The 25,025-nt window shown below is 31.6% G+C and carries 22 protein-coding genes and 4 pseudogenes; 5 read left to right on the forward strand and 21 right to left on the reverse strand.

All coding sequences use genetic code 11. The annotated features are described in order from the left end of the window. Positions 1-93: pseudogene (locus CF599_RS19995) on the forward strand (transposase); the annotation flags it as partial. 277 nt (positions 94-370) lie between these two features. Here the strand turns inward: CF599_RS19995 and CF599_RS17510 are convergent. The 15 genes and pseudogenes from CF599_RS17510 to CF599_RS17580 all read right to left on the reverse strand — a co-directional run bounded on the left by CF599_RS17510 (position 371) and on the right by CF599_RS17580 (position 16,888). Continuing rightward, complete coding sequence (locus CF599_RS17510) at positions 371-2,911, reverse strand: DEAD/DEAH box helicase (RefSeq protein ID WP_121967249.1); 2,541 nt, start codon at positions 2,909-2,911, stop codon at positions 371-373. Further along, a complete protein-coding gene (locus CF599_RS17515; protein ID WP_121967250.1) occupies positions 2,911-3,804 on the reverse strand; it encodes a DUF1837 domain-containing protein in 894 nt (297 codons plus the stop codon). The genes CF599_RS17510 and CF599_RS17515 overlap by 1 nt, the downstream gene beginning before the upstream one ends. A gap of 52 nt (positions 3,805-3,856) precedes the next feature. After that, positions 3,857-5,137 carry a hypothetical protein gene (locus CF599_RS17520; protein ID WP_121967251.1) on the reverse strand — a complete coding sequence of 427 codons (1,281 nt, stop codon included), beginning with the start codon at positions 5,135-5,137 and terminating at the stop codon, positions 3,857-3,859. After that, entirely contained in the window at positions 5,137-6,150 is a 1,014-nt protein-coding gene (locus CF599_RS17525) for a nucleoid-associated protein (protein WP_121967252.1), read from the reverse strand. The genes CF599_RS17520 and CF599_RS17525 overlap by 1 nt, the downstream gene beginning before the upstream one ends. A 317-nt stretch (positions 6,151-6,467) precedes the next feature. Continuing rightward, positions 6,468-7,340: a conjugative transposon protein TraN gene (traN, locus tag CF599_RS17530; RefSeq protein WP_121967253.1), complete on the reverse strand. Its 873-nt coding sequence runs from the start codon at positions 7,338-7,340 to the stop codon at positions 6,468-6,470. Between the two features lie 29 nt (positions 7,341-7,369). Beyond that, on the reverse strand, positions 7,370-8,650 hold the full coding sequence (gene traM, locus CF599_RS17535) for a conjugative transposon protein TraM (RefSeq protein ID WP_121967254.1): 1,281 nt from the start codon (positions 8,648-8,650) through the stop codon (positions 7,370-7,372). Next, the gene (locus CF599_RS17540; RefSeq protein WP_121967255.1) at positions 8,647-8,913 is read right to left on the reverse strand and encodes a hypothetical protein; all 267 of its coding nucleotides are present in this window, start codon (positions 8,911-8,913) and stop codon (positions 8,647-8,649) included. The genes traM and CF599_RS17540 overlap by 4 nt, the downstream gene beginning before the upstream one ends. Positions 8,914-8,924: 11 nt before the next feature. After that, entirely contained in the window at positions 8,925-9,548 is a 624-nt protein-coding gene (gene traK, locus CF599_RS17545) for a conjugative transposon protein TraK (protein WP_121967256.1), read from the reverse strand. Positions 9,549-9,582: 34 nt separating this feature from the next. Continuing rightward, positions 9,583-9,771: pseudogene (locus tag CF599_RS17550) on the reverse strand (conjugative transposon protein TraJ); the annotation flags it as partial. Between the two features lie 103 nt (positions 9,772-9,874). Then, positions 9,875-11,683: a group II intron reverse transcriptase/maturase gene (ltrA, locus tag CF599_RS17555; RefSeq protein WP_121967269.1), complete on the reverse strand. Its 1,809-nt coding sequence runs from the start codon at positions 11,681-11,683 to the stop codon at positions 9,875-9,877. Between the two features lie 559 nt (positions 11,684-12,242). After that, a pseudogene (traJ, locus tag CF599_RS17560) lies at positions 12,243-13,052 on the reverse strand (conjugative transposon protein TraJ); the annotation flags it as partial. 2 nt (positions 13,053-13,054) lie between these two features. After that, complete coding sequence (locus CF599_RS17565; protein WP_254050357.1) at positions 13,055-13,666, reverse strand: DUF4141 domain-containing protein; 612 nt, start codon at positions 13,664-13,666, stop codon at positions 13,055-13,057. Positions 13,667-13,727: 61 nt separating this feature from the next. Beyond that, positions 13,728-16,238, reverse strand: coding sequence for a TraG family conjugative transposon ATPase (locus CF599_RS17570; RefSeq protein ID WP_121967258.1), 2,511 nt, complete (start codon positions 16,236-16,238; stop codon positions 13,728-13,730). Further along, positions 16,222-16,569 (reverse strand): DUF4133 domain-containing protein, encoded by a 348-nt coding sequence (locus tag CF599_RS17575; RefSeq protein WP_121967259.1) that lies wholly within the window; start codon positions 16,567-16,569, stop codon positions 16,222-16,224. The genes CF599_RS17570 and CF599_RS17575 overlap by 17 nt, the downstream gene beginning before the upstream one ends. A gap of 10 nt (positions 16,570-16,579) precedes the next feature. After that, positions 16,580-16,888, reverse strand: a complete 309-nt coding sequence (locus tag CF599_RS17580) for a DUF4134 domain-containing protein (RefSeq protein WP_121967260.1) — start codon at positions 16,886-16,888, stop codon at positions 16,580-16,582. 281 nt (positions 16,889-17,169) lie between these two features. Between CF599_RS17580 and CF599_RS17585 the strand changes: the two genes are divergently transcribed. Then, the gene (locus CF599_RS17585; protein ID WP_121967261.1) at positions 17,170-17,847 is read left to right on the forward strand and encodes a hypothetical protein; all 678 of its coding nucleotides are present in this window, start codon (positions 17,170-17,172) and stop codon (positions 17,845-17,847) included. A 97-nt stretch (positions 17,848-17,944) separates the two neighbouring features. Here CF599_RS17585 and CF599_RS17590 read toward each other — a convergent pair whose 3' ends face one another. The 4 genes from CF599_RS17590 to CF599_RS17605 are packed head-to-tail and all read right to left on the reverse strand — an operon-like array spanning position 17,945 to position 19,970. Then, the gene (locus CF599_RS17590) at positions 17,945-18,445 is read right to left on the reverse strand and encodes a hypothetical protein (protein WP_121967262.1); all 501 of its coding nucleotides are present in this window, start codon (positions 18,443-18,445) and stop codon (positions 17,945-17,947) included. Positions 18,446-18,448: 3 nt separating this feature from the next. Further along, entirely contained in the window at positions 18,449-18,736 is a 288-nt protein-coding gene (locus CF599_RS17595) for a DUF3408 domain-containing protein (protein WP_121967263.1), read from the reverse strand. After that, entirely contained in the window at positions 18,733-19,191 is a 459-nt protein-coding gene (locus tag CF599_RS17600) for a DUF3408 domain-containing protein (RefSeq protein ID WP_121967264.1), read from the reverse strand. The genes CF599_RS17595 and CF599_RS17600 overlap by 4 nt, the downstream gene beginning before the upstream one ends. Before the next feature lie 11 nt (positions 19,192-19,202). Next, on the reverse strand, positions 19,203-19,970 hold the full coding sequence (locus CF599_RS17605) for a ParA family protein (RefSeq protein ID WP_121967265.1): 768 nt from the start codon (positions 19,968-19,970) through the stop codon (positions 19,203-19,205). Positions 19,971-21,701: 1,731 nt separating this feature from the next. Between CF599_RS17605 and CF599_RS19690 the strand changes: the two genes are divergently transcribed. Then, entirely contained in the window at positions 21,702-21,839 is a 138-nt protein-coding gene (locus tag CF599_RS19690; protein WP_173835573.1) for a hypothetical protein, read from the forward strand. A 92-nt stretch (positions 21,840-21,931) separates the two neighbouring features. Next, a complete protein-coding gene (locus CF599_RS17610; protein WP_121967266.1) occupies positions 21,932-22,120 on the forward strand; it encodes a cold-shock protein in 189 nt (62 codons plus the stop codon). 167 nt (positions 22,121-22,287) lie between these two features. On the opposite strand, the gene mobB is transcribed toward CF599_RS17610, so the two are convergent. Together mobB and CF599_RS17620 are read right to left on the reverse strand one after the other, a co-directional pair. Beyond that, complete coding sequence (gene mobB, locus CF599_RS17615; RefSeq protein WP_121967267.1) at positions 22,288-23,574, reverse strand: conjugal transfer protein MobB; 1,287 nt, start codon at positions 23,572-23,574, stop codon at positions 22,288-22,290. Beyond that, complete coding sequence (locus CF599_RS17620; protein ID WP_121967268.1) at positions 23,571-24,005, reverse strand: hypothetical protein; 435 nt, start codon at positions 24,003-24,005, stop codon at positions 23,571-23,573. The genes mobB and CF599_RS17620 overlap by 4 nt, the downstream gene beginning before the upstream one ends. Positions 24,006-24,210: 205 nt before the next feature. Between CF599_RS17620 and CF599_RS17625 the strand changes: the two are divergent. Then, a pseudogene (locus CF599_RS17625) lies at positions 24,211-24,921 on the forward strand (YWFCY domain-containing protein); the annotation flags it as partial. Between the last annotated feature and the right edge of the window lie 104 nt (positions 24,922-25,025).

Consider the following 25,025-nt stretch of genomic DNA (forward strand, 5'->3'; position numbering starts at 1 on the left):
TTTAATGCCAAAATTAAAGCATTCAGGGCTCAATTTAGAGGAGTAAGAGATATTGACTTCTTCTTATACAGATTGACTAAACTTTATGCATAAACACAACTTTTGAGATTGATCCCTAATTAGACGAGTTTATATTGTTTTTGGGTGCAAATTAGGTGCACATTAAGCAAAAAAAAGCCCGATAACTAGTGTTATCGGGCTTTTCAGCGGAGAAAGAGGGATTTACACCCTACTCCGTATGTATTATAAATCGCGACTTTCAGGTTTTTAATTTTTTGTGTGCCATGAAATAGCCGAGCTTTTATATCAATGATTTTTAAGTAGTTTAATTATAGTAAAAATAATGATAATTTACATTTATAAACAACTATTATATAACTTTTTTTATCTCATTATATTCTAGTGAGTCTATTTTTAATGATTTCAAAAGTAGCTCTTTATTAACACCTATTAATTTATTCTCTGTGATTTGTAGAGTATTCCTGTGATTTTTAAAAATTTTCAACGCTGTATTTCTTGAAAAACCAATATTCTGTAAAGCTATGATTAATGGATTTTGAGTGCCATATTCAAGTAAAGTAGCCCAATTACTCCCTGCCTTTTCTTCACCTATTACATTAACAACTATCTGATGATAGTGATTAAAATATTTCTCAAGAATAAACCTTAATATATATTCTAAATCATCTATTATATTTTCAATCAAGATATTTACATGTTGTTTATTTAGTTTATTAAACACCTCAGAATCAATGTAATTTATTTTAATAGTATATCCTTTACTATCATACCAATCTATAGATTGACTAATTATTTGGCTTAGAGATAATCCATTAATCCATTGATTCATCAAAACCGCATAATATTTTAAACTATTTACATTTGAAAGTTTTTTCTCTTTTATATCCCAAGAATATAATTTATGGAAATCTTCAAGTACCTTTAAACACTCATTATATTTAATCTCACGAGGTAAGATACTTCTTTTAACTTTTTTTACATGTTCATAAACTCTTTCTTGGACATTAAAGTCAATAGTTTGATTAAAATTCAAGATAAAAGAAGGTATTTTATAATTTTCTATCTTACTTTGAGCTAAGTCAATTATTTTTTGCTTATTTTTCTCTATTAATCTGTCTATAATAGGGCTACTATAATTTGAATTAGTTTCTAATGTATCTACCTTAATAATGTTAGCAATATATTTTAAAATCTCTTTTTCAGTCTCAGTTCCTGATACATCTTTGTCTTCAAGTAGTTTTGTTATTTTTTGTAGATTTTTATCAACTTTCGTCAATATAGTAGGTTTTAGTGTTATTTCTTTTTTTATTAATAATTCTTTACTTTCCCATTTTATTTCTTTAGTTTGGATACAAAATATATTTCCTTCTAATTCTCTACTTAATCGACCTGCCCTTCCTGATAAATTCCAAAAATCAATTTGCGAAAGAGTATTTCTTCCACCATTTTTATTATCAAGTATAAAAATATTTTGTGTTGGCATATTAACACCTTCTAAAAGAGTTGATGTGCAAAAAACATATCTTATTTTTTCCTTTTTATAAAGATCTTCTACTAAATTTCTTACTAATTGTGGTAGCCTTCCATAATGAAAAGCTATTCCTTTTTTTAAAAAATCAACTAAATAATATTCTGGATGTATATAATCTTTTACACTATCTATAGCATCCTGAATTTCTTTATCTTGAATACCACTTTCAATTTTAGCAGCAAATTCTCTCGACCTATCTATAGTATTTCTCTTACTATTACAATAAACAAGATTATTTTTTTGCTCTCCAATAGCCTTAATAAATTCACTAACAGAATATTCTTTATTACCTATTATATTCTCAAGATTCAATGCCCTATTATCTGAATATACTTCAGCCTCTTTCATTTCTAAATCTACAAAATAGATATTCTGGGAAACAGGAGATTCTATAGTTTTAAAAGAGTTTGTAATATTCCTATTAAATAATGATAGGAATACTTCTGGATTTGAAACATTAGGAGATGAAAAATATAGTTTAATATTTCCATATCTTTTCTGTGCCTTTTCTATTGCAGAATATGTAGTAATACTTCGAGTATCTTTTTCACTTGCCAATTTATGAGCTTCATCTACAAATAAAAAACCAATTGGTGGATTATCTTCCTGTGATAAATAGCTTAAAAGTCTCTCAGGGGTTAAAATAAAAATATAATTAAATTTTTCTTCTGTTACAATATCTGAAATATTCGAATTAATAAATACCTTATATTTAAATAAGTTAAGTTGCTTTTCTAAATCAGTCTTTAATTCAGAAAAAAACTGGTTTATTAAAGCTCTAGTGGGAACAATAATAACAATATTTTCTGGAGGAGTATTTCTTATTACTTTTCTTATAAATGATTTAATAATAAATGATTTCCCCATAGAAGTTGGTCCTGAAAAACTAAATTCCAGACTATTTGACAATTTACTATAAAGTTCAAATTGTGTATCCGTAAAAATCATACCATTACTATCTGGTGCTTCTTGAACAAGTTTTTTAGATTGTGCCTCTATTTCCCTTGTTAAAGGTAAATTAGCATAATTAGCATTCTTATTTTCTAAATAATTAATAGCTGGAAAATTTCCCAATTTACTAAAGACCGCTTTCGAAATAGTCCTGTAAACCTTATTATCACTATAATTATGATTTAATGCAGAAATAATTTGATAAGCTTTATTTCGAGCAATAGAGTCAGATGAAGTCGAAAGAATATCTGCAAACCTAAGCAAATCCTTAAGTTCCTTAGTACTAAGTTCAAGTTTTATTCTGCTTTTAAAGATATTATTAGCTGTTATTAAAATACACTTGTTAAATAGAGACTTAAAATATTCATCATTAAATATATCCTCTACTAATTTTTCGATAAGTTTCATTATTCTGAAATCTGTTTGATTATTTCTTTACGTATAGTTTTTAAATCAGAAAAAGGAACTACATAAATATAAAATTGATAGCCTCTATAACCTTCTTTTTTAAGTTGGTAATTAAATTTTTCCTTAACACTAAGTATTTCATTTTTTATTTTTTCTCTTATACTTGTTCTAAATTCATTGTTAGTTAGTTTTAGTTCCTCTTTAGTAACCTCAATATCAAATCCTAAGAAAATTCCAAAAGAATAGTCTAAATAAGTTTCATCTGCTTTAGCACTTGGAAGAATTATTTTTTTTAATACATGATAACTATCTTCTTCATAAGCCTCTTTTACAAGTTCACTATTTATTAAATCAAACTCAAATTCAAGTTTAGAATCTGATTTCAAAAATTTATTAATCGATGCAAATGCTTCGTAAATACCAGATGATAAATCAGAATTTAATTTAGATTCACCTAAAATCAATTGATAATCAGTATCATTTAACTTTAAAAGGTGAACTCCATCTGCTCCCTTCACATAATCTTCGGCATTAGTTTTTAACTCTAGTTTAGTTAAAATTTTAGGTGCATTTAGGTGAGATTCAAGTAAACAATATAGAAGTATCTCCCCTAACTCTCCATCATTAGTTGAGTGATCTTTCAGCTTAGCTTTTGACTTTTTTATTAAATCATTAAGCTTATCCTCTTTCTTTAATATATCTATTTGCTTTCTTGATAATGCAAAATAATAGAGCTTATTTCCTAATTCGCTTACTAACTCATCATAAGAAAATGCGTTATTTCTAACTTTTAAAGTAAATAAATTTAAACAATTATCATTTTCTAATTTTTCATCACGTAAATCATGATAAAATAAATCTAAAAAATCCTCTTTTATATTCTTTTCTAGCATACCAAACACTATTAGTTATAATTAAAGTTAAATCACTAGTACAATCCAATTCTCAATTGTTTTCTGTTTGCTCTATTCTATTCTTCATTAATATCTTTCTTGAAATATATAATATATAAATCAATGCTAATGAAATTAAAATAATTTGCACAGAATCACATTCAATATACCTCAAAATCAATGCAATAATTGAAATATTTGCCAATCCTAAAACCCAAAAATAAGATTCACATATTACCCTTAAATAATCAACTCGTTTAAGTATATGTGATTTTATTTTAGTAAAAAAGACTAGTTCTTTGGGATATTTTGTAAAGAAATTGTTCTCCTTAAGAGCATCAAAATCTTGATTTACAATTTTTTTTATATAAGTTAGATCATCAACATTAATTTTCAATAAAAGAACAACGTAAAGATTCGTAATTAATATAATTAGAATTAAAAACACAAGAAATAACACACTATCTTTACTCTTTTCTACTGCAAATAGAATAGTCGAAATGAAAATAGGAAGTCCAATAATTTTATGAGTTAAATTATTTAATATTTCTGAAACATCTTTGAAATATTTAGATTTATAATCATCATATTCTTTTCTTATTTTATCTATTGATAAATTATTCAAATAAACTTCAAAATTAATTTTAGCTTTATCTACAATCTCACCTAAAGTCTCATATATTTTAAATATCCTGGTATCAGCGTCAAATCTACTAGCATACTCTATAATGGAACTTTTTAAAAATTTAGGTAAATGATAATTCTGCTCATCAAAACACTTTTTAAAATCTACTAATGAAATACTTAAATCTATGTTTTCATTAAAGTTTTGCACATGATTATGATACTTGATAATTAATCTTCCTTTATCTGCTAAGCTTGTCAATACAATTTTTCTTGAGATATCATTTAAATAATCAATAAAAATAAATGTTTCATCAGTATCAGGAGCATGTGTTTTTAGATATTCTATAAAATCATTAAAAGATATAGCATTTTTAAAAAAATAATTTTCATCTTCTTGTTCGAAATTAATATACGTTTTATCTTCGATTAATGAATAAGGTAAAGAATTAATATTTAAAATTAACACACTTTTACTGACATTTATTTCCGATATTTTTAAATAAGATTTAAAATCAGAATACACACTCATTGGGAGTGACTTTTTTTCAACACTTAACGTTTCATTTCTTATTTTTTCATATTTGATACCTAAATCATCAAACTTACTTTCAATACTTCTTGAGTATGTGAAGACTATTTTATCACTCTTTATTTCATAACTAGAATGATTGAATATACTAAATACGTTTTTATGAATCTCTAACATTAATTATTCTCTATTTCTCTTCTCAAAGCATTAGCAAAATTCTGTGATTCAATTATTACAAGATTCGGATTATCTGAAGATAATCTAACCTTTTCATTCAAGGCACCTCTAGAGAACTTTAAATTTATACCATCTCTATTAACTTCTAACTTTATAAATTTCTTCAACTGTCTTTCATTATATCTAAATTCTGCATCAATAGATATATTATTACCTTCTGCATAGTCTGTAATTTTATCTCTATCTTGATAAAAATGAAGACTTAATTCTTTTATATCTATTGTTTTAGTAGGACTACTCGATGCATAATTATACACTAGGTTCCTAAACTCATCAATATCGTATCTAATATTTGTTTCAGGGTTTAAGGGAGTTTCTATTTGTGTTATAATACTATACAATGATTTGGTATAATCACTACTTGATTCTAATTGCTCAATAGATATCCAATTTTTAAAGTATTCTGATACTTCCTTTTGTCGAAGTTGTATAAAAGAAAGGTAATTCACATCATCTTCTTCTATTCTATTCTCATTTATACGACAAGCCATTGCTAAATTCTTTGTATCAACGTATTCAATCGTCTGTATTGAATATGAGTTACTTGTTTTCTTTATAACTTTACCCTCTACATCACGGATTAGAAAAACAGTGATATATTGATAACCATTATCCTGATACTCTGAAAAGACGAAATACCCCCCTGTAGCAAATGTTATAGGTTTAATTAAGTTAACTAAATTGCCTATAACAGCCCTAGTAAAACTAATGAAATTCTCATTATCTCTTTCTGATTCTCTATATTCTACATATTTCTCAGGAAAATATTTCCCTTCTGATTCATCAAAAACAGCATACAATATCTTATCACTTTTATAACTCTCAGACAAGGATGTTATTAATGTCTTAGACTCTAAATTATTTGGTATTAGCTCATCGGAAAGAATCAAATTTACTACATTGCTTTCACTCTCTTTTATTAATTCATGAATAATAATTTTACTTAATTCCATACTTTTTTATTATTTGTTACAATGGCTAATTATTTTATTTAATAAATTATAACAAACATATAAAACTATTTCTTTAAACTAATACGGAAATCCGTAAAAGTCTCAATTTATAAAACTAACGAATTTATTTATTGTACAAAACGAGACTTTTGTAAAGTTTTTTACTTGATTTCTATTACTAAACGATTACAGTAACCTAATATAATATCGTCATTTGTTAATGAAATATTTAATCGCTTTTGTACAGAGACTACCAATCTTTCTTAATCTAAGAAAGGCTCCAAACTAGATGATGGAGCCCTCATTAATTATTTTATTTAAATTGATAACTGACTTATTAGTATTATTTTCAAAACGCCAGAATTTCTAATCTTTAGTACTTGATTCCTCACTCCATTCTTTTCATTGATTTCAATTAGTAGTATTTGTTTATCAGACAAGGTAAACTGATCTAACATAAAGACATTGTCTTGTTTACTTTGACTATTGATGATTTGAGAATCAGTATAATTCCTAATCGGTTTTAAACTTACTTCTTGTATCGTTGTACGTTTTGCAGTTCTTCTATCTTTGATTTTAAAGCTAACGTAGTCAATAGTATAAGGAAGATTGCTCTTGTTATTGATAGACAAATGAAAATATAGTTTGCCATCCTGAGTATAGATACTTTTTAACCTTGCTTCTACTCCATAGCTTTTGCTTTTAATGTTTAGCTCTTTCTTGTTCTTCTTGATGATTGCTTTCATAAATAGATCTGCTAAACTCGGAGCTGTCTTACCTAAGTCTTTAAATAATACTTCGCTTTGTTGTTTACTGTTCTGATTCTCAAACTTGGTTAAATCATAGTTTAGTGACACTGGTTCTTCTTTGTAACTCGCATTGAAGTTGTAGTACTTGCCATCGTTTGTAATCACTGTAAAGTTTGTAGGAGTGATATCATCCTTTGTAGTTTTTAAACGAAGGACGTTTGAAGTCGTTTCCACTTTATTGGCTATAATTTCACTACTTCCTAAATCCACATATTCAATGCTACTCGGAAACATAATATGCGTGGTTTTGTTTTGGGTGAGCTCTACTATGTGTGGCAGTATCGCAGCAGTTGAAAGGTTAATAGATTGGTTGCTGTTTTGAGCTGTTACTGTGTTTACTGTTATTAGACACAGTAGCAAATATTTAATGATTGTTTTCATAATGAATTGTTTTACTTGGTTATTGATTGTTATTCTTTAGGTACAAGAAACAGTTCTTGTCCTTGTTTTAGCGTTACTCTCTGAGCTTTTACTTTCTTAGAGAAATATCCTGACACTCCTTGAATAAGACCTTTAGTTAAATCCCCTGTTATTTGATCAGTTGCAGACTTTGTCATCGAGATGCTCGTGCCTGCTGTCTGTCCCATATTGGCGATGATTTCTTTAGAGGCGCTTATCTCTTGAAGGTCTAATACCTCTAATCCCTTTTGTCCGTAATTATCATAGCCTATTAGCTCTATTGGTATAATACTCTCTTCTATCTTAATAGAGTTTACAATCAGCTCTAATCGTCCGCTATTTACTTTTATTTTGGCAATCAGGGTGCTTTCTTTAGGTAAAAGCGCTCCACTTATTGTAATGCTTTCTAAGAGTCTAAGTTTGATATAACCTTCGTTTATAATAACTTGATCTTCTTTGATGCTCACCCTTATGCTGTTTTTGTGAACTTGAGCAGTATACTCTCCTTCAGCAGTATGAAAGGTTTGATCATCTTGAAGGTTATTTGATAGTAAATCCTGAAGGCTCATTGGTTTTACAAGGGATGAAACAATGTTCTTATCATTGCTTTGAACCACTGCAATAGCCTGTTTTCTAGTTGAGATGACTTTGGCTATTTCTGTTTTATTAGGTAGAGTTACTTCATTTGGAGTTTGACTGCTTGGTAAGTACTTCGCAGCCATCTGAAAAGACTTTTCCATCAGTTCTAATTGATTATCCATTGTAATAGGCATTGGAGCATCTTTAGCTTCTAATCTTTGCTCTAACTCTTCTATTTGTTTTTTCAGCTTATCTGTTTCCTTATTATCAGAGTTATCATAAAAACTACTTAGCACATCTTGACTTTGTTTGTAGTTCTCAAAAGACCTTTGATAAGGTGTGGATACCGATTCTTGACTATCGTTATAATAAGTAGGATTGTTATTGGGCTCTGTTTCACTATTCCAATAATCTGCTAAAGAGTGAACCTCATTTTCATTTTCTTGTTTTTTCTGTTCCCAAAGCTCTTTTTCATACGCCTTTACCTTATCTGTTGGCATAGCACTTGTTGTGGCTTCTGGAACCGAGTCATTTTGAATAATCAGGGCTGAATCCTCTGGTTTAAAAAGAAGGTACATTACCCCTATAAACACTATTCCCATTAACCCAAAGACAAGATGCTTTTTGTATTTGGCAATTGTAGTGTTTAGTAATGTAGCTGTCTTAGGTACTTTTTCTATCTCCTGTTTTTTATCTGTTTGGGTAGTATTCATAACTGTTGATTTAAATGGTTATAAGTTTTTTTATCCTTTTGTTTCTCAAGCAAATAGTTCACTGCTCTTATATTACTCTGTTTTTGTTTTGCCTTAATTATAGGGTTAGAGGTTAAACTTGCCTTTACTACAAATAGGTAAATAAGAGTATAGAGCGTAAAGATTCCGATTAACCAAACTCGTTGTTTGGCTACTGTTAGATTACTCCAGTAAGCGTGAAGCTTACCGGAATAACTGTCTCTTAGAAGTTTGAATCTTTTCATTTTACGTGTTTTTAACGCTTTATTACTTCTATATCCTTGTTTTCTAAAACAGTGAACTTTTCAATAGTAAACCCTTGTGGGTTATTATCAGACCGCACTGCCGAGATAAGTTGAGCGCTTGTCACTAGGCTTCGCTTAGTGATATTACTTGCTCGTATGATGTACTGAGTCGTGTAAGTTTTAGCTTGATAAGGATAAGCGTTAAAGTCTATCTTGATGCTATCCACCTCTACCCTTTGCTGGATATTTCCTGAGATTACACGGCTGTAATATCCTTTTTCAAGTAAGTCTTTATAATAATCAAAAGCTGTTTTATCAGAGAGGTTAAACGCTCTTTGCATATTACTCTCAATAGCCGCCTTATCAGGCGAGAGCGTGAAGAACAGCTCGTGAAAACGTCTTATATGTTCTTTTGCCTCAACAGGTCTATTAATACTTGCGTCTTGAGACAGGGCAAGCATTAAAGACTTGCCTTTGTCAAGCACATAGATTTTCTCTCGTTGTTCTTTTGCAAAATCATAACTCTTGTAGATTGTGAAGCCTACTACAACTAAGCAAACGCTTGCAAAAACAATAGCGTAGAGCCTAATTTGCTTAAAGCTGTTTTCTATATTTCGAAGTGATTTAAATTCCATGGTTTAGTTTTTATTTTAAATGATTACTAGCTCTTTACTTTTTTACAAGCTGTCCAGCTATATTTCCTGTTGCAGCTCCTGCCCCTGCCGTAGCGATATTTCCTGTTTTCATAGCAGTCTGATTCATATTGCGCATAAAGTTCCCTGCTCCTCCTGCTTGAATTATCCATCCTGTAACTGTTGGAATCGTGAAATACCCTACTATTCCTATGATCATAAGTAGGCTAAGCATCCAACGCCTTTTCATATTTCTATGGTAGGTTTTCAAATGCTCGCCCCCGAACCGGACTTACACGTCTCCGCGTATCCGGCTCTCCATTAAAGAGTCAGTCCATCTTACCTGCATGAGTTTTTTGATGACAGCTTCTACAAAGAGCAATAGTTTTTCTGCGTCTTGCAATCATCAACTTATCGGCATATCCTTTACCATCTAAGTTTTTGAGTTTTCTAACATGATGCATATCTAGAGCTCCTTGTTCTCCACATATCTCACACTTTTCAGCTTTAAGTCTATCAATTAGACTCGTTCTGTTAGCATGATAAATTATAGATTTTATGTCAAGCTGTGTATTCTCTACAGGTCTTCTTCTTTTAAAATTTTCGTTGTAAAAAATCTGTGTTTTAACCTCTGATTTTTTATTGAGATAACTAATGGTAAACTCTCCATTTATCTTGTACTTCTGAGCAATTTTTGCAACAGATGTTTTGTACTTTCCTGCGAAGGTTCTGTACATACTATATTGCATTATATACTTAAAAGAATGTAATAGAGAGCTATTATTGGCTATCGCATAGTAATTGTGAAACCCTCTTAGTGTATAATTAAACTTTTGTAGAATTTCCAAATCATCATTATTGATACTTTTACGATGTTCTCTTGCTTTCCACACCTCTTTCCCTTTGTTCATTTTAATTTCTAGAACTCCAAAGTCAAGTAGTTTCTTTTTTATTGTATCCATAGATAGTTTCAGATATACCTTTTTATTAAAAGATCTTATCATTCTTCCCATCTTGTCTCTTTTAGCAAGATTACTTTTATTCACTAGAATTTCATAACCAAGAAATTTTGCAGCTCTTTGTGTGTGGGTAATCAAAGTTTTTTCTTCTGACAGTTCAAGTTTTAATTTTGACTCAAGAAAGTTCTTAATATCTTCTTTAATCCTCTTACTATCTTCTTTACTACCTATTACACCAATTACAAAATCATCTGCATATCTTACATATTTCATTCTTTTAAAGCTATCATCCATTTCATCATTACTTGTGATGGATAACCTTTCTTTATCAATAGCTTTGAGTTGTTTTACTACACAAAGGCGCTCATTTTCATTTTTAACAACTTTAAGTTTTTGCATTGCCATTTTCTTCTTTGTATCAAGTTTCAATCGCGCTTCGTTGGGCTTTTTCTTAATTCCCTTATCAAAACATTTTATATAATCCTTTACATACCTATCTAATTTATCAAGGTAAATATTGGCAAGAATAGGACTTACAATTCCTCCTTGTGGTGTTCCACTATAAGTTTTGTAAAAAGTCCATTCTTCAACATAGCCTGCTCTTAAGAATTTCCTGATTAATCTAATAAATCGTTCATCTGAAATTCGTTCTTGAAGAATACTAATAAGTATATCATGGTTAATTCCATCAAAGAAACCTTTTATGTCTCCTTCAATGAACCATTTTGCTCCAGTAAACGTTTTCTGAATCTTTGTTAATGCCGTATGGCAACTACGTTTTGGTCTGAAACCATGAGAACAATCTAAAAATTGCCCTTCGTAAATAGCTTCTAAAATCATACGTATTACTTCCTGCACTAATTTGTCATCAAATGTTGGTATTCCTAGAGGACGCATTTTTCCATTTTTCTTTGGTATATAAACACGTCTAACTGGCTGTGGTTGATATGTTTCGTCACGTAACACTTCTATTAATTTATTGATACGTTCTAGACTCATTCCATCGATTGTCTTACCATCAGAACCTGCTGTCATATTACCCGGTTTAGCGTAGATTCGCTGATAGGCATTAAAAAACATTTCTTGGTTAAACAAGATTCTATAGAGCCTTTCATATTTATAGTTTACTTGTGGACTATGCTTTGATAGACCGTTTAATATTTTTATTGAATTTCTCATAATGTCTCTCACATTTTTCATTAATTATATCAAACCTTTAACTGCTTCCCTTTGCCATGTACAAGGCTTTCCCTTGCTCAGACTACTACGGAAGCTCCGTTACCTTATTGAATATTCAGAGACTAAAACCTCATAGCCTTTCGGCATTTCAACTTAGGTAATCCCCGTTTGCTATGTAATAACTTAGCTTAATAGATTCTCGGATATGACTTCCACCCTTTACCATTTACTATGGTTGCGTTATGATTTATTCTTGCTTCATCTACTAATCTTCAATAGTGAAGTATCATAATATGACGAGTATAGTTATCTTACGTCAAAGTCTCTACAACTACCGCTTGGATTATCATTTAATCAATTCGGATTTTATCCTTATATCTATCTTTTCATCTTGTCATTCAGTCGCAGAATGATAACTATCTGACTTATGCCTTTTCCGACATGCTACACTCCTTGTTTGGTTTCCCTTACAAATAAGTCGGATGATGACAGGCGTTTAGAATACTAACCTGATGTCCTGCTAAAAACATATTTATTACATAACCTTTACGGGCGCACAAATCACGTAAACGGTATTTGAAGTATCTGGAATGAAATTTGGATCATTGAGCAATAGCATATCTCTTTCAATAATCAGTGATTGGATCTTGGCAAGCATTGCGCTAAACAAATCGGCTACAGGTAGCCAGAAGTAAACGCTGATATACCGAGTAAACCACTGGGAGAGCGTGGACTCAAAACCACTCCAAATAGATATTGCAAAAGCGATGGGTCCCAAAATGGAAAGCACAATTAAAAAGAATGTCCGAATGGTATCAATAACAAGAGCTGCCGCTTGAAAGATCATTTCTAATATTTCTCTAAAGGCGTCTCTTAGATTCTTTTGAAAATCATATTCCCATTTCTCTAAGTACATCCCTGTCATAGCAGCTAGATCCGAGGGTGACCATCCAAGCTCATCAAGCTTCTTATCAAACTCCTCATTAGAAACTAAATGGGCTGTCTCAGGATTGCGAAGCATAGTTTCCCGCTCTAAGATGTCTTTCTTTTCTTGTAGTCCTTTTAAATCAACAACCTGATGCTCTAACATTTGATGTGTGCCTTTAACCACAGGACTAAGCACTGTGTTTATCGTTCCAAGGACAATAGTTGGAAAAAACATAATACAAAGCCCTATAGCAAACGGTCTTAGCATCGGATATACATCAATGGGTTCTGCTCTGGCTAATGCTTGCCATACTTGCAAGGCGATATAAAACAGTGCTCCAAGCCCTGCTACCGCTTTGGCAATCGATGCCATTTCACTAGAGAGAGGTAGCATATCGTAATAAAGATTCTGTAGAACCTCGTGTAAATTACTATCGTCCATAACTACCAGTATTTTTGATTTGAGCTTCCATACAATTCCATTACCCTTTGGGTATTGTTCTTTTTCTTAGCCCTTAAAATGCTCACTGAAATGTTCTTTCTGGTGTAGTAGCTAACAAGGCTATGGTAGTCCTTAATCTGATTATAAACCTTGTCGATAATATCCATTCGCTCCTTGTCATTTAAAGAAAGACTAGTGGAACTCACAATCTGTTTAAGCTCTTTTAATAGTGCTGTACTCTCGTTTAAAAGAACAGAGTAACCATTGGCAATAGCCACTAACTCTTGAGGGGAAAAGTTAGGATCATTGAGCATCTTGCCAAAGTTTTTGACATACAGCTCTGAGACGTCTCCAACTAAAAGCACAGTCTGTTGAACCTTTCGAGCGTCCTTCACAAGGTTGTTGACCGCTTGAAGTTTATCGTAATACTCCTTGCCTTGTTTATAGACCTTTTCGACTTCTTTAAAGTTCTTTACTACGTTGCTAACTGTGGAAGAAGTTTGTATAATCTCGTTGGCACTATTTAAAATACCCGAAGCTAAATTCGCAGGATCAGTAACCACCCACTGAGCGTTTGACTTAATTGGTAAAACACATAGCGATGCTAGTATCATTACCTGAAATAGTTTTTTCATAATTGTGAAATTTTGATGGATTATTTGATTATTTGATGGATTAGAGTTCTTTATTTTCTCTCTCCTGTTTTTCTTGTACAAGGCGTTTTATAGCCAGTTCTACATTACCATCAAGCTCTTTAGCCAAGTTCATCACTTGAAGCTTTTCTGTTTCTTCTGTGGTATAAGCGAGATACTCTGAGTAGCTCACCTCTGTAGCATACACCCCTGAGTGTGTCCCACCAAGACCAATCCATACTTCTTTGTAAAGGCGATTGGGATTGTTGTCAAGATTAATAGACAGTATCTGAGCTTTCTCCTTGTCTGTGAGTCCAAGCATAGCCTGTATATCATCAAACTTGTTCATATACTTGCGCTGATCAAGTAAGATCTTACAGTCTGAATTATTGATAATACTCTCCTTAACAATAGGAGATTGGATGATATCATCCACTTCTTGCGTAACTACGATTGCCTCTCCAAAAAACTTTCTAACGGTCTTAAAAAGATAGCGTAGATAATCCGCCATACCCTCCTTCGCTATTGCCTTCCAAGCCTCTTCGATTAGGATTAGTTTACGCTGCCCTTTAAGGCGTCTCATCTTATTTATAAACACTTCCATAATGATAATAGTCACTATTGGAAACAAAATTTTGTGATCCTTGATGCTATCAATTTCAAAGACGATAAAGCGTTTGTTTAACAAATCAAGCTCGCTTTCGGAGTTTAATAGATAGTCGTATTCTCCTCCTTTATAATACGGTTCAAGCACATTTAAAAAGTTAGCCAGATCAAAGTCCTTTTCTCTAACCTCTTTTTTGATCAGTTCCTTTTTATAATCTGTTTTTATATATTCATAAAAACTGTTGAAACTTGGTTTTACACTGCTTTTTTGAAGCTTTATAATATATCCGTTAACGGCGTTTGAAAGCGCAACTTCTTCCGATCTAGAGGGCGGCTGGTCATCACGCTTCCAAAGAGTCAAGATGAGCGTCTTAATACTCTCTCTTTTTTCAATGTCAAAGACACCATCATCCGTGTAAAAAGGATTAAACGCAATGGGATTTTCTTCAGTATACGTAAAGTAAACTCCATCTTCTCCTTTTGTCTTTGCGTGTATTAATTCACAAAGTCCTTGATAAGAGTTTCCTGTATCAACAAGCAGCACATGGGCATTTTGTTCATAATACTGTCTTACCATGTGATTGGTAAAAAAGCTCTTACCACTACCCGATGGTCCCAAGATAAACTTGTTGCGGTTAGTGATAATTCCTTTTTTCATTGGTAGATCCGAAATGTCCAAATGAATAGGCTTTCCTGTTAATCGATCCGCCATTTTAATTCCAAAAAGCGATAGTGAGTCTTGATAGTTGGTCTCTCCCGAAAAAAAACAAAGGGCAGGTTCAATGAAGGTATAAAAGCTCTCTTCACTTGGAAAATCTCCGCTATTGCCTGGCATACCTGCCCAATAAAGCGTTGGAGCATCCACTGTATTGTGTCTTGGCTTACATTCCATAGAAGCCAGTGCGCTTCCACAGTCGTTTTTAAGCTGTTTAAGTTCGCTAGCGTTATCTGACCAAGCCATTACATTAAAGTGGGCTCTTATCGAGGTTAACCCTTGACTATGTGCGATATTTAAATACTCCTCTATCCACTGCTTATTAATTTGATTAGCTCTGCTATATCTTGCTAGAGAGTGCATATTTTTAGCTGATTTTTCAAACTGCTTTAGATTGTAATTGCTATCCTCTATAAACAGATACTGATTATAGATGTGATTGCAGTTTAACAAAAGACCAAGTGGACTTGCAAAAGAAAGGGTACAACTGCTTTTATCCGTTGATAGCTTATCGTATTTACTCGCCTGTGTAACTTCCGTAGGAAGATCATTCACATCAGAAAGCGTATGCACAGATAGTCTATTATCCCCTACCCTTACAGCATCAGTGCTTATGGCGATATCCTGAAGGCTTCCTCTAGTATTTTTACTAAGGGTTAGATACTGTTCTAATAGTCCGCTTTTATCTTCTGTTCCAATAATCTCTTCTTCTGAGAGTTTACTTAAAACAATAAGTCCACTGTCATTTACAATCTTTTGCATTTGAGCTGTTGCCTCTATAAAATTTGCAATAGTGTCCTTATCCCTAATTTGTTTAGGGATAAGCTCACCTCTTGTAAGTGAAGAAAAGTTACTTTGACTTTTGATTCGCTCTTTAGTGGTCTTTGTAACAAACAAATAACAACTGTGGTTTAAAAAAGGTCGCTCGTTAAAATGTCTTTCAAAGCTTCTGCTTAAATAGCTTTGCTCCCCATCTGTAAAATCAGCCTCATAATTTTCTTTTATAAACCAATATTGTTTATGTACCACAGTAAACTCAGGCAAAGTCTTTACCGCCTTAAACCAAACCGAGTGCATAATCTCATACTCCTTATCTGAAATAGTAAATATCTCAGGTAAGATAACTTTATAGCAAACCGTGATGTCTCCTTGCTTTGAGACAATACAGTTATTTTCCACCGATAGAATGGGAAACATCCTTTCAAGGGTATTTGCTTTAGCTGTATTTCTCATAGCTTCTAAGTTTTAAGTTAGTATGATTGTAATATCCCTTGATATCCTGTCTTGAGATGATATACTTGGGAAAGTACTTTCTGGCTTGAAATTTCATAAGTCCATATTGACCGTATTTCTTGTTCATTGAAAATACTTTGTAAATCAGATAGCCTGATAATCCAATACCTAGGCTCAAACAAATAAGATTGTTTACCCCTGCCATGTACATAACCATTATAACAATAAGATCTGCCAAGAGTCCACCTGCGAAATAAAACAAGTACTGTGCCTTGAGTCCTTTAAACTCAACAGTAGATCCGATTCCTTTATTGATGCTATATTTTTTCATACTGCATCTTTTAAAGGAAAAATGAACGAAGAATTGTAGCTGCTACAATTAAGAAAATACAAGCTCCAAACCAGCTTGCTGCTGTCTTGCTTGTATCGGGATCACCGCTAGAGAATTTGTTGTAAACCTTTACTCCCCCAATAAGACCAACTACCGCTCCAATAGCGTAGATAAGTTTGGTAGCTGGGTCAAAGTAAGAAGTAACCATTTGAGTAGCTTCAGTGATACCTGCTACTCCATTGCCTTGGGCTAAAAGAGGTAAACTACTTAGTATAACAAGTAGTAATAATAGCCTTTGTTTGATTGTTTTTGTTTTCATAAGAATGACATTTATAGATTATGGTAAAAGGCGCTCTGCCTTTAACCTTTGGTAAATGTCTTTTGAAAACAGCTTGAGGTATTGATTGTGGAAGTTTAGGGTTGTTCTTGGCATTAAGAAGACCTTTTAATACCACTATATTCTAGGTCAATCTTTTTTTGTAGGTTTGTTTAGTGGTTACTAACTGTAAAGATGGAGTATTAGAAAAATGCAGTTTGTTTTAATCTATGTAGTTAAATAACAATCGAATCACTCAATATTTATTTTAAAAATTAAGCAAGATGTTTTATCTATTATCAACCAAAAATGGTATTGGTTTCGAACTATGGGGGTCTTATGAAGATTTATCTTCTCTATATGATTCTTTTGATGGATTATGGAATAATGAAGAGTATTTGCATAAACCTGATTTTAAATCGCGTGACTCTATAATAGGCAGTATGCTATATGAAATACGAAAAGCTTTTCAAGGTAATAGATTAGAGCGTGAAGGCAGTCATTTTCATCTCAATAGTACTCCATACTTTGGCTGTCAAATATCTTGGGTAGATGGTTTATTCTTTCTACACGCTATTCGATACAACACACGCTACTTTCAAACCAATAAGTTTCAATTAGCATACCTATTGCAATTAGAATTTTGGTTAGAAAAAGCGATGTATAGCTATGATCCTGTAGGGGCAGTGAACTTATCTCATTATATAACAAGTGGTATCGATGCTTCTAATGAATGTTTATATATTTATATGAGAAGAATCAACCTTGATTACTTCTTATTAAATGGTGGTAAAAAAGCTTTTAGACAATTACCTAAGTTATTAAAGAAAGCTTGTTTTGGAACAGTTGAATATTCAGCTTATAAAGTAGAATTAAAAAAAGAGGCAAAGAAATTAAATACTATTGCATCTGATCTTGAACTAGATGACGACAACTTTGATTATGATAGTGTGAAATGGTAAAATAAGCTAAGGGGTGATATTGTCTGCTTGGAGATTTTCTAAAAGTTATAAAAGCAAAGACAGCGTTTAATTACTTAAAATTAAACACTGTCTTGTTCTATACAAAATCACTGATATTGAAATCCTGACTATCTACCTGGTCTTGCTTTTTTGGTGATTTTACATTTAAAGATTGATCTAGTAACTTAGCTATTGACTTGGCTGAATTGGGCATCGCCTGCTCGAGTAATTCAAGAAGCGCTGAACCATCAAGCTTTTTAGCTGTCTCTATGGTAGCTTCATCAATTAGCTCCTGCTTAACAGAGTTCACAAATCTACTAAGTTCTTTTTGATTGACTCTTTGGGTAAAATCACTGTCCAAAGGTTCTATGTTAGTAACTAACTCTTGTTCTTCCTCTTCTATATTAATCTCTTGCTCGGTTTGTATAGATTGTTTTAGGATAACTGGTTTACTCTCTCCCATAACACTTACACGGACGTCTTGTTTAAAGGGTAGCTCTTCTGCTGTTGCTTGGCTTTCTTTTTTTAAGGGTGGTTTTTTATCTAATAATAGCAAAGCGATAACAATAACGAGACTGATTATTATTACAATCTCCATAGGTTAAAAGATAGGTTTATACTTCTGGTTAAACTCTTCTACAATCGTCTGTAAAAACTCATCAAAGTGGTTAGCTAACAGATTGTCTAAATAAGCATAAATTGAGACCTTATCCTCGCCTATTACCTGAATAATACGTGTAAGCTTTTCATGAAACTCTGGTCGGATATAAACCGTTTTACCGTCTCTTGCCCTAGTTGATGTTTCTTTTAAAAAGGTATCTACGTAATTCTCTTTACTCTCTGTACCTTGTACTAGAGTAGATTTTCTAAAGTGTTTAAATTTTCTCATGATAAAATTGGTTTGAATTTATTATTAAAATATTGGGTGATTTCTTGGTTATACTCTTTTAAATGCTGTTTTAAAATATTGTCTAAATAAGAGTAAAGCGTTGTTTTCTCTTCTTTAGCCAGTTGGGTAATGCGAAGTAGTACTTCGTGATACTCAGGTCTTATATAAACTACCTTTCCTGCTCTTGTTGAAGGAAAATCATTAATTAAAAACAGTTCTTGATATTTGGTAATCGATGGCTCTTTCTTTGGCTTTTTGTCTTTTACCTCTGAAGGTTGTTGTTGTTGTTGTTGTTGTTGTTGTTGTTGTTGTTGTTTTACAGGTTCAGCTTCAGTAGTCTGTTTAGTTTCTGTAGTAGGTTGGACTTTTATATCTCCACTCATAATATTCATTAAATAATCCTCGTCAACGATTGCTTTTTGAGGCTCTTGTTTTGAAGTGTTTTGTTCTTTCATTGTGTAAGGTATTAAAGGTTAGTTATGGTTAAGAACTCGTCTACAAACTCCGATAGATTGGTAAGTTTCATTAGATTGATATCGGCAGGTAACAAGCTTGATCGAAACACATACCTACCCTTAGCTTCTGTTTCTTTTCTAAAGCGTTTACTGTCTTTTATTCTAGCCGACATAATAGGAATATCTAACTGACTAATAACACGCTGATAACTATCATATAGCTCAGTCTTCTCTCTACCATCTACCTGATTCCAAAAAAGCCAGAGCTCTTGTTTGAAAGACTTATCTGTATTTTTAGGTAAATTGGCAAAGGCTTTAGTAAAACCTAAAGTACTTTCCACAACCAGTCTATCGGCGATAATTGGACTAAAGATGTAATTCATACTGTTTAAAGTATATAATACTCCTTTAGTATTAGCCGTTCCTGGTAAATCAAAGAACACAACATCAAAAGTCTGATCCAATTCTTTCATCATAGTATCTGCAATTTCTAAAGCATCTTCAGCCTTACACTTAACAATTGAATATGCTTTCTTTTTGAGTGTTTGGAACTGCTTAATAGCCGCTTGTTTGTAATACTCATTTTGCATGATACTATCCTTATCACGCTCTCTCATATGAATTAAACTGTTCTGAGGAAAATCACAATCCATTACAAGAACATTATAGCCTAATCTATAATGTAAGATACTTGCTAAGAGGATCGTTAGAGTTGATTTACCCACTCCTCCTTTTTGGGTATAAAAACTAATTTTCAAAGGTTGTTTTACTGTTTCCATATTGTACATTTTTAAAAGTTTACATTTTACGTTATGGATAGTTGTAAGTTTTAGTTTGTTTAAAACAAGTCGTCCTATTATAAATAAGCGATGTTTACTTTGCTCTTTAGCTGCTTTAAAACATTGTATTTTATTTTAAATGCGCATTGTTTATCTTTAAACTTAGCTTGTGTAAAACAGTCTTTCTTGTTTTAAATTAGCCTTGTTTAGTTTCTTTGAAACTTTACAAGCTGGTTCTTTAAAAGAACATAAACTGTAACAATTGTTTTATCGTTTTAAAGCCTTGTATATTTAAGTTTTTACTAAAAAACTATTTTAAAACAGCTTTAAAGCGCTATTTAAAAGACAATTGCAAAACTTACTTTACTATCTTACAGCAAAGAAAGCTTATGTACAGATTGAAAACTTTAAATGGAATTTTAAGGTAGTACTTGGCACTTTAGTGCAGAATAGTAGATGATTTCTTAATATGAAAGCACTTTAGATTTTACTTTGTAAAATAAGGGGAATTACTAATCGAAAGATTAGAGCAAGTTATGTTTTGAGGCACTCGAAACTACGTTCGTGCCATCAAAACGACTTGCTCTTGCAGAGGGCTGGAAAACTACTCCGAAGTCGTTAGTTTTTTGATTAAATAGAGTGTTAACTCAAAATATTTAGGGGTTTACGGATTAGCATTAGATAATTTTTTGATGTTTTAAATTTATTCAGACCCAAAAAAACATCTAGCTAAACATAAGTTCTTTCTATAATATATCATTTGAATACCTGCTACTAATGTATTTAGAATATCATTAACTATCTCAAAAAATGAGACTTGAGATTTTATCCTCGTTTTAGATAAGTAAATAGAGTACTATAGCGAATACTATCTTTGTGGAATATTTGGTACACAGGGTTCTATACTCTCTCTGTTTAGCTACAGAAATTTATACACCCTTTCTCCATTCCCTAAAGGTCAAGATAACTTCATTAATAGATATCTACAAACTAATGAATTTTTAGCACTTTTATTTTACTCTTAAATCACTTTTAGAAAACTATTGGCTTAACAAAAACACTTAAAAACTTTTCGCCAATAGCATTTTTTATTAAAATGGTATTTATAAATCTCTTTGATACAGAAAAAACAAATTTAAATCACTGACATTAAACAAGATGCAAAATAAATATATACTAACAAGAAATTTATTTTTTTTATACAAATAAAATCTATACATTTGCAGATGTAAATAAGAATAAAAATCATTTATTACATAAATAACTGACTATTTACTTTACTAGTTCTACACTATATTAAGAATTTATTACTCTGCAAAATCTTCAGTACAAAATCAATTCTATTATTTAATAGTCCTTTTTTTAAAAAATCATTTATTCACAAATAGTTATTTTTTCGACAATACATTTAGAGTATTAAACTAAATGTAAAGAAAATAAGTGCCATATGATTTTAAATAGTAAATACTTTTTGACTAAAGTAATTGATAATGTGAAATAGGTTCTATCTAATGATTAAAAAAGTCCTGTTAATCAATTTGGCCTAAGAGATAGAATAAGATAAACCTATAAAAAAGCAGTAATTTACTAGAAAATCCTAACTTTTTTCTCCCCTACATTATAGGTGTTTAAAGTACAATAGGAAATCATAAGATTTTAGATAAATCTTACAACAAAACAATAAATAGAGGTTCTAAATTCTAGAGAGAATTTAAGCCAATAATAATATATATGAATAGAATAGAAATACAACACCAGGATCATAAGAATGATCTTACCTTAGAAGAATTGATTATATCAAAAAGTATGAATGGATGGATATTACAACTATATCTTCAAATATTCAAAAAAAGACCATCTAATCTATAGATTAAGAGGGTTACAAAATAAATTATGTAAGACAAAATCCCTAAATAAGTAATTTAGGGACAATTAAAAATATTAAATTAATAATTAAGATTATGCAAGAAGGTACAGTAAAATTTTTCAATGAAACAAAAGGATTCGGATTTATAACAAATGGAAATGAAGATATTTTTGTTCACGCTAGCGGTTTAGAGGACGATATCAGAGAAGGTGATAACGTAACGTATGACGTTGAAAAAGGACAAAAAGGATTAAATGCTACAAATGTAAGAAGAGTAGCTTAAAAATAACTTTTAGAGTTCGCTTTAAATTTGTAAATATTAGTATTTAGAAACACATCATTAGCAATAATGAATGTGTTTTTTTAATTTTCACAAACAAGTAACTACTTGAGATAAATTAAAAGCTACAAGCAATCTAACTTAGAGAACCCGAGACAATATTGACTGTATTATAAAGACCTTCTCTTTTTTCGTTTGATCTTTTGCTCGAAACTCAATTCTTCATAATCCATTTCCTTACTGTTAGAAAGTAGGTTAAACAATGAAGCAAATTCATTACTACTTAAACTCCTAGAATCAGAATTTAGATACTCAAACATTGGATGTAATTCTGAGGTTTCTCGTATGTCAATGTGAGATGTACTGGTTATATACTTTTGTTTTATTATATCAGAGTTAGTTTGCTCTTCTGTACTACTCCATTTCTGATTAAAAACATTTGCTGATAAGCTTTTACCTAAATCAGATCCTTTATAAACGCTTTTTGAGTTGTGGTCTATAAAAGTAACACCATAGATACGATTGTCTTTGTTTTGAAAGAGAACAACGTTTACTCCTTGATTTAAAAGTTCTTCTTTAAACTCTTGTAATGAACTTGTACTGTTTAGAGCTACTTCAATGGTTTGTTTTAAATTAGCTTTAGTTAGAGAGTTTTTAAGTCTTTCTTTTGAAGCTTTAAAATGTTTTTCTAGTTCTTGATAACTAGCCTCTTTACCAAACAGTGAAGCCTTAAAAGGATTACTAGCCTTCTCCCCTTTTTCATTTAAAGCAAAATAAACTAAGCCTTGTTTTACTTGTCTGTTGTAAGTAGCCTCTACCTTTTCCGCTCTGATATTAAATAGAGATAATAAAACATTGTAACTTGTTAAGCTATCATAGTTATAGTACTTTGGTAGATAACGTATAACAGAGGCTATTTGAGTTTTTAGATTGTGCTTGGTGTGATCAACTGGTGTAAATAGAGTTTGTTTGAATTCATTGTTTGTCTGATTGACTGATGAAGTTAGATTAAACTGTTTTTCTATTTCACGGCAAGCTCTCATTGATTTTAAATGATCGTATTTATCATCAATTTTCTTTCCTTGAAGATTTGTACAAACCGTTACAATATGGATGTGTTCTCTTTCTATATCATTATGCTTATAGGCAATATAGGGTTGATTCTCATATCCCATCTGCTTCATATACTGCTTAGCTATTTCACTTAACATATCGTCTGTTAGTTTATCATTAGGGTTAGGGTTTAAAGAAATGTGTCTTACAATCTTTTCTGTCTTGTTGTTCACAATTAGATACGGTTCAAAGTGTCTATAGAGTGAATCAATGTAGTTTAAGGAGTTATTTAGTTCAGGTAAATGATTTGTATCTATTACAGCTCCTTGTCCTTTATCAACCTTTAACTGATTATAAGACAGTACTCCTATTAGGTTACTTCCTTTTCCAATTTTTGCTATCATAACTTATCTTTTGAATTAAGATGCTTTTCTTCAAACTCTTTACTTAGCTTGATGATATAGTAACACAGCTTAGTTAAATCCTTCGTGTATTCTTCAAGCCTCAAGATAGAACGCTTCGCTCTATCTTGAGAGAAGTACTGGTTACATAGCTTTACAATCTGATTGTAGTTTACTCCTACTGCTTTAAATTGATTAAAGAGCTTGGTTAGTAACGTGTGGTACTGCAAAGCTCCTACATCTACTTTTACCATTTTAATCTCTCTATCTAAAAGCAGAGAAACAAGAAAGCTTGCTTTGTTTGCCATCCCTGAGGAATCAAACAAAGCAAGGAGTCTCTGGTTTTCAGACTCAGTGAGTCTAAAAACGTGTCTGTATTTTTTAGGATTAGATTTTTGCTTTCTTCCGCCCTTGTTTTTGCTTATGGTTTGCATAGTGTCTTATTTTGGTTGATGTCAAAATAAGACTCAAAAACACCATTCATTTTTAGTTTGGTAGTACTAGGTAGTCTTTTGCCTTAACTGATTAATTGTTTACTATTTAGCTCTTCGAAGCAAAACAGTTCCTCTACATTCCAATAAACATTTGACATTGCAATCGTCTTCTATTTTTAATAGTTAATCTTTAAATTATTACACTATGCAATCAGAAGACGATTTAAAAGCGCTTGCTAAAATATTAGCATTTATGCGAGCAGTGAGCATTCTTATTATGCTTATGCACCTATACTGGTATTGTTATTCTTTCTTTTTAAGTCTTAGAATAACACACAGAGTTGTAGATAGAATACTTGTGAACTTCAACGATACAGCAGGACTGTTTTCACATTTAATTTATACGAAACTCTTTTGTTTGGTTTTACTTTCTTTAAGCCTGTGGGGAGGCAAAGGCGTAAAACATGAAAAGATAACAGTCTCTAAAATCACTCTTGTTTTTACAGTTGGTTTTAGTCTGTTCTTTTTCAACTTCTTTTTACTTGAGTTTGGATATTTCTGGAGCGCTATACTTTACATAGTAAGCACCTTTTTAGGCTACATCTTACTTCTTGTCTCAGGTGCTTGGATAAGTAGATTACTCAATGACAATCTAATGCAAGACGTATTTAATTTTGAAAACGAGAGTTTTATGCAAGAAACCCGCTTAATCGAAAATGAGTACTCAGTTAACCTACCTTCCAAATTCTATTACAAAGGAAAATGGAACAGTGGTTGGATAAACATCGTTAATCCATTTCGGGCAACTATTGTGCTTGGTACTCCTGGTTCTGGTAAATCCTACGCTGTGGTGAATAACTTTATCAAACAGCAAATCGAGAAAGGATTCTCGATGTATATTTATGATTTTAAGTTCGTGCGACACGAGGTTGTGTAAGTGGCTGTCTAACGTTAGATTAGACCTATTGTTTCGTCAATAGTAGCCTACGGATACGTGCTATGCGAGTGATTGCATAGTGC

It is taken from the genome of Myroides sp. N17-2 (assembly GCF_002286775.1).
Lineage (GTDB): Bacteria > Bacteroidota > Bacteroidia > Flavobacteriales > Flavobacteriaceae > Flavobacterium.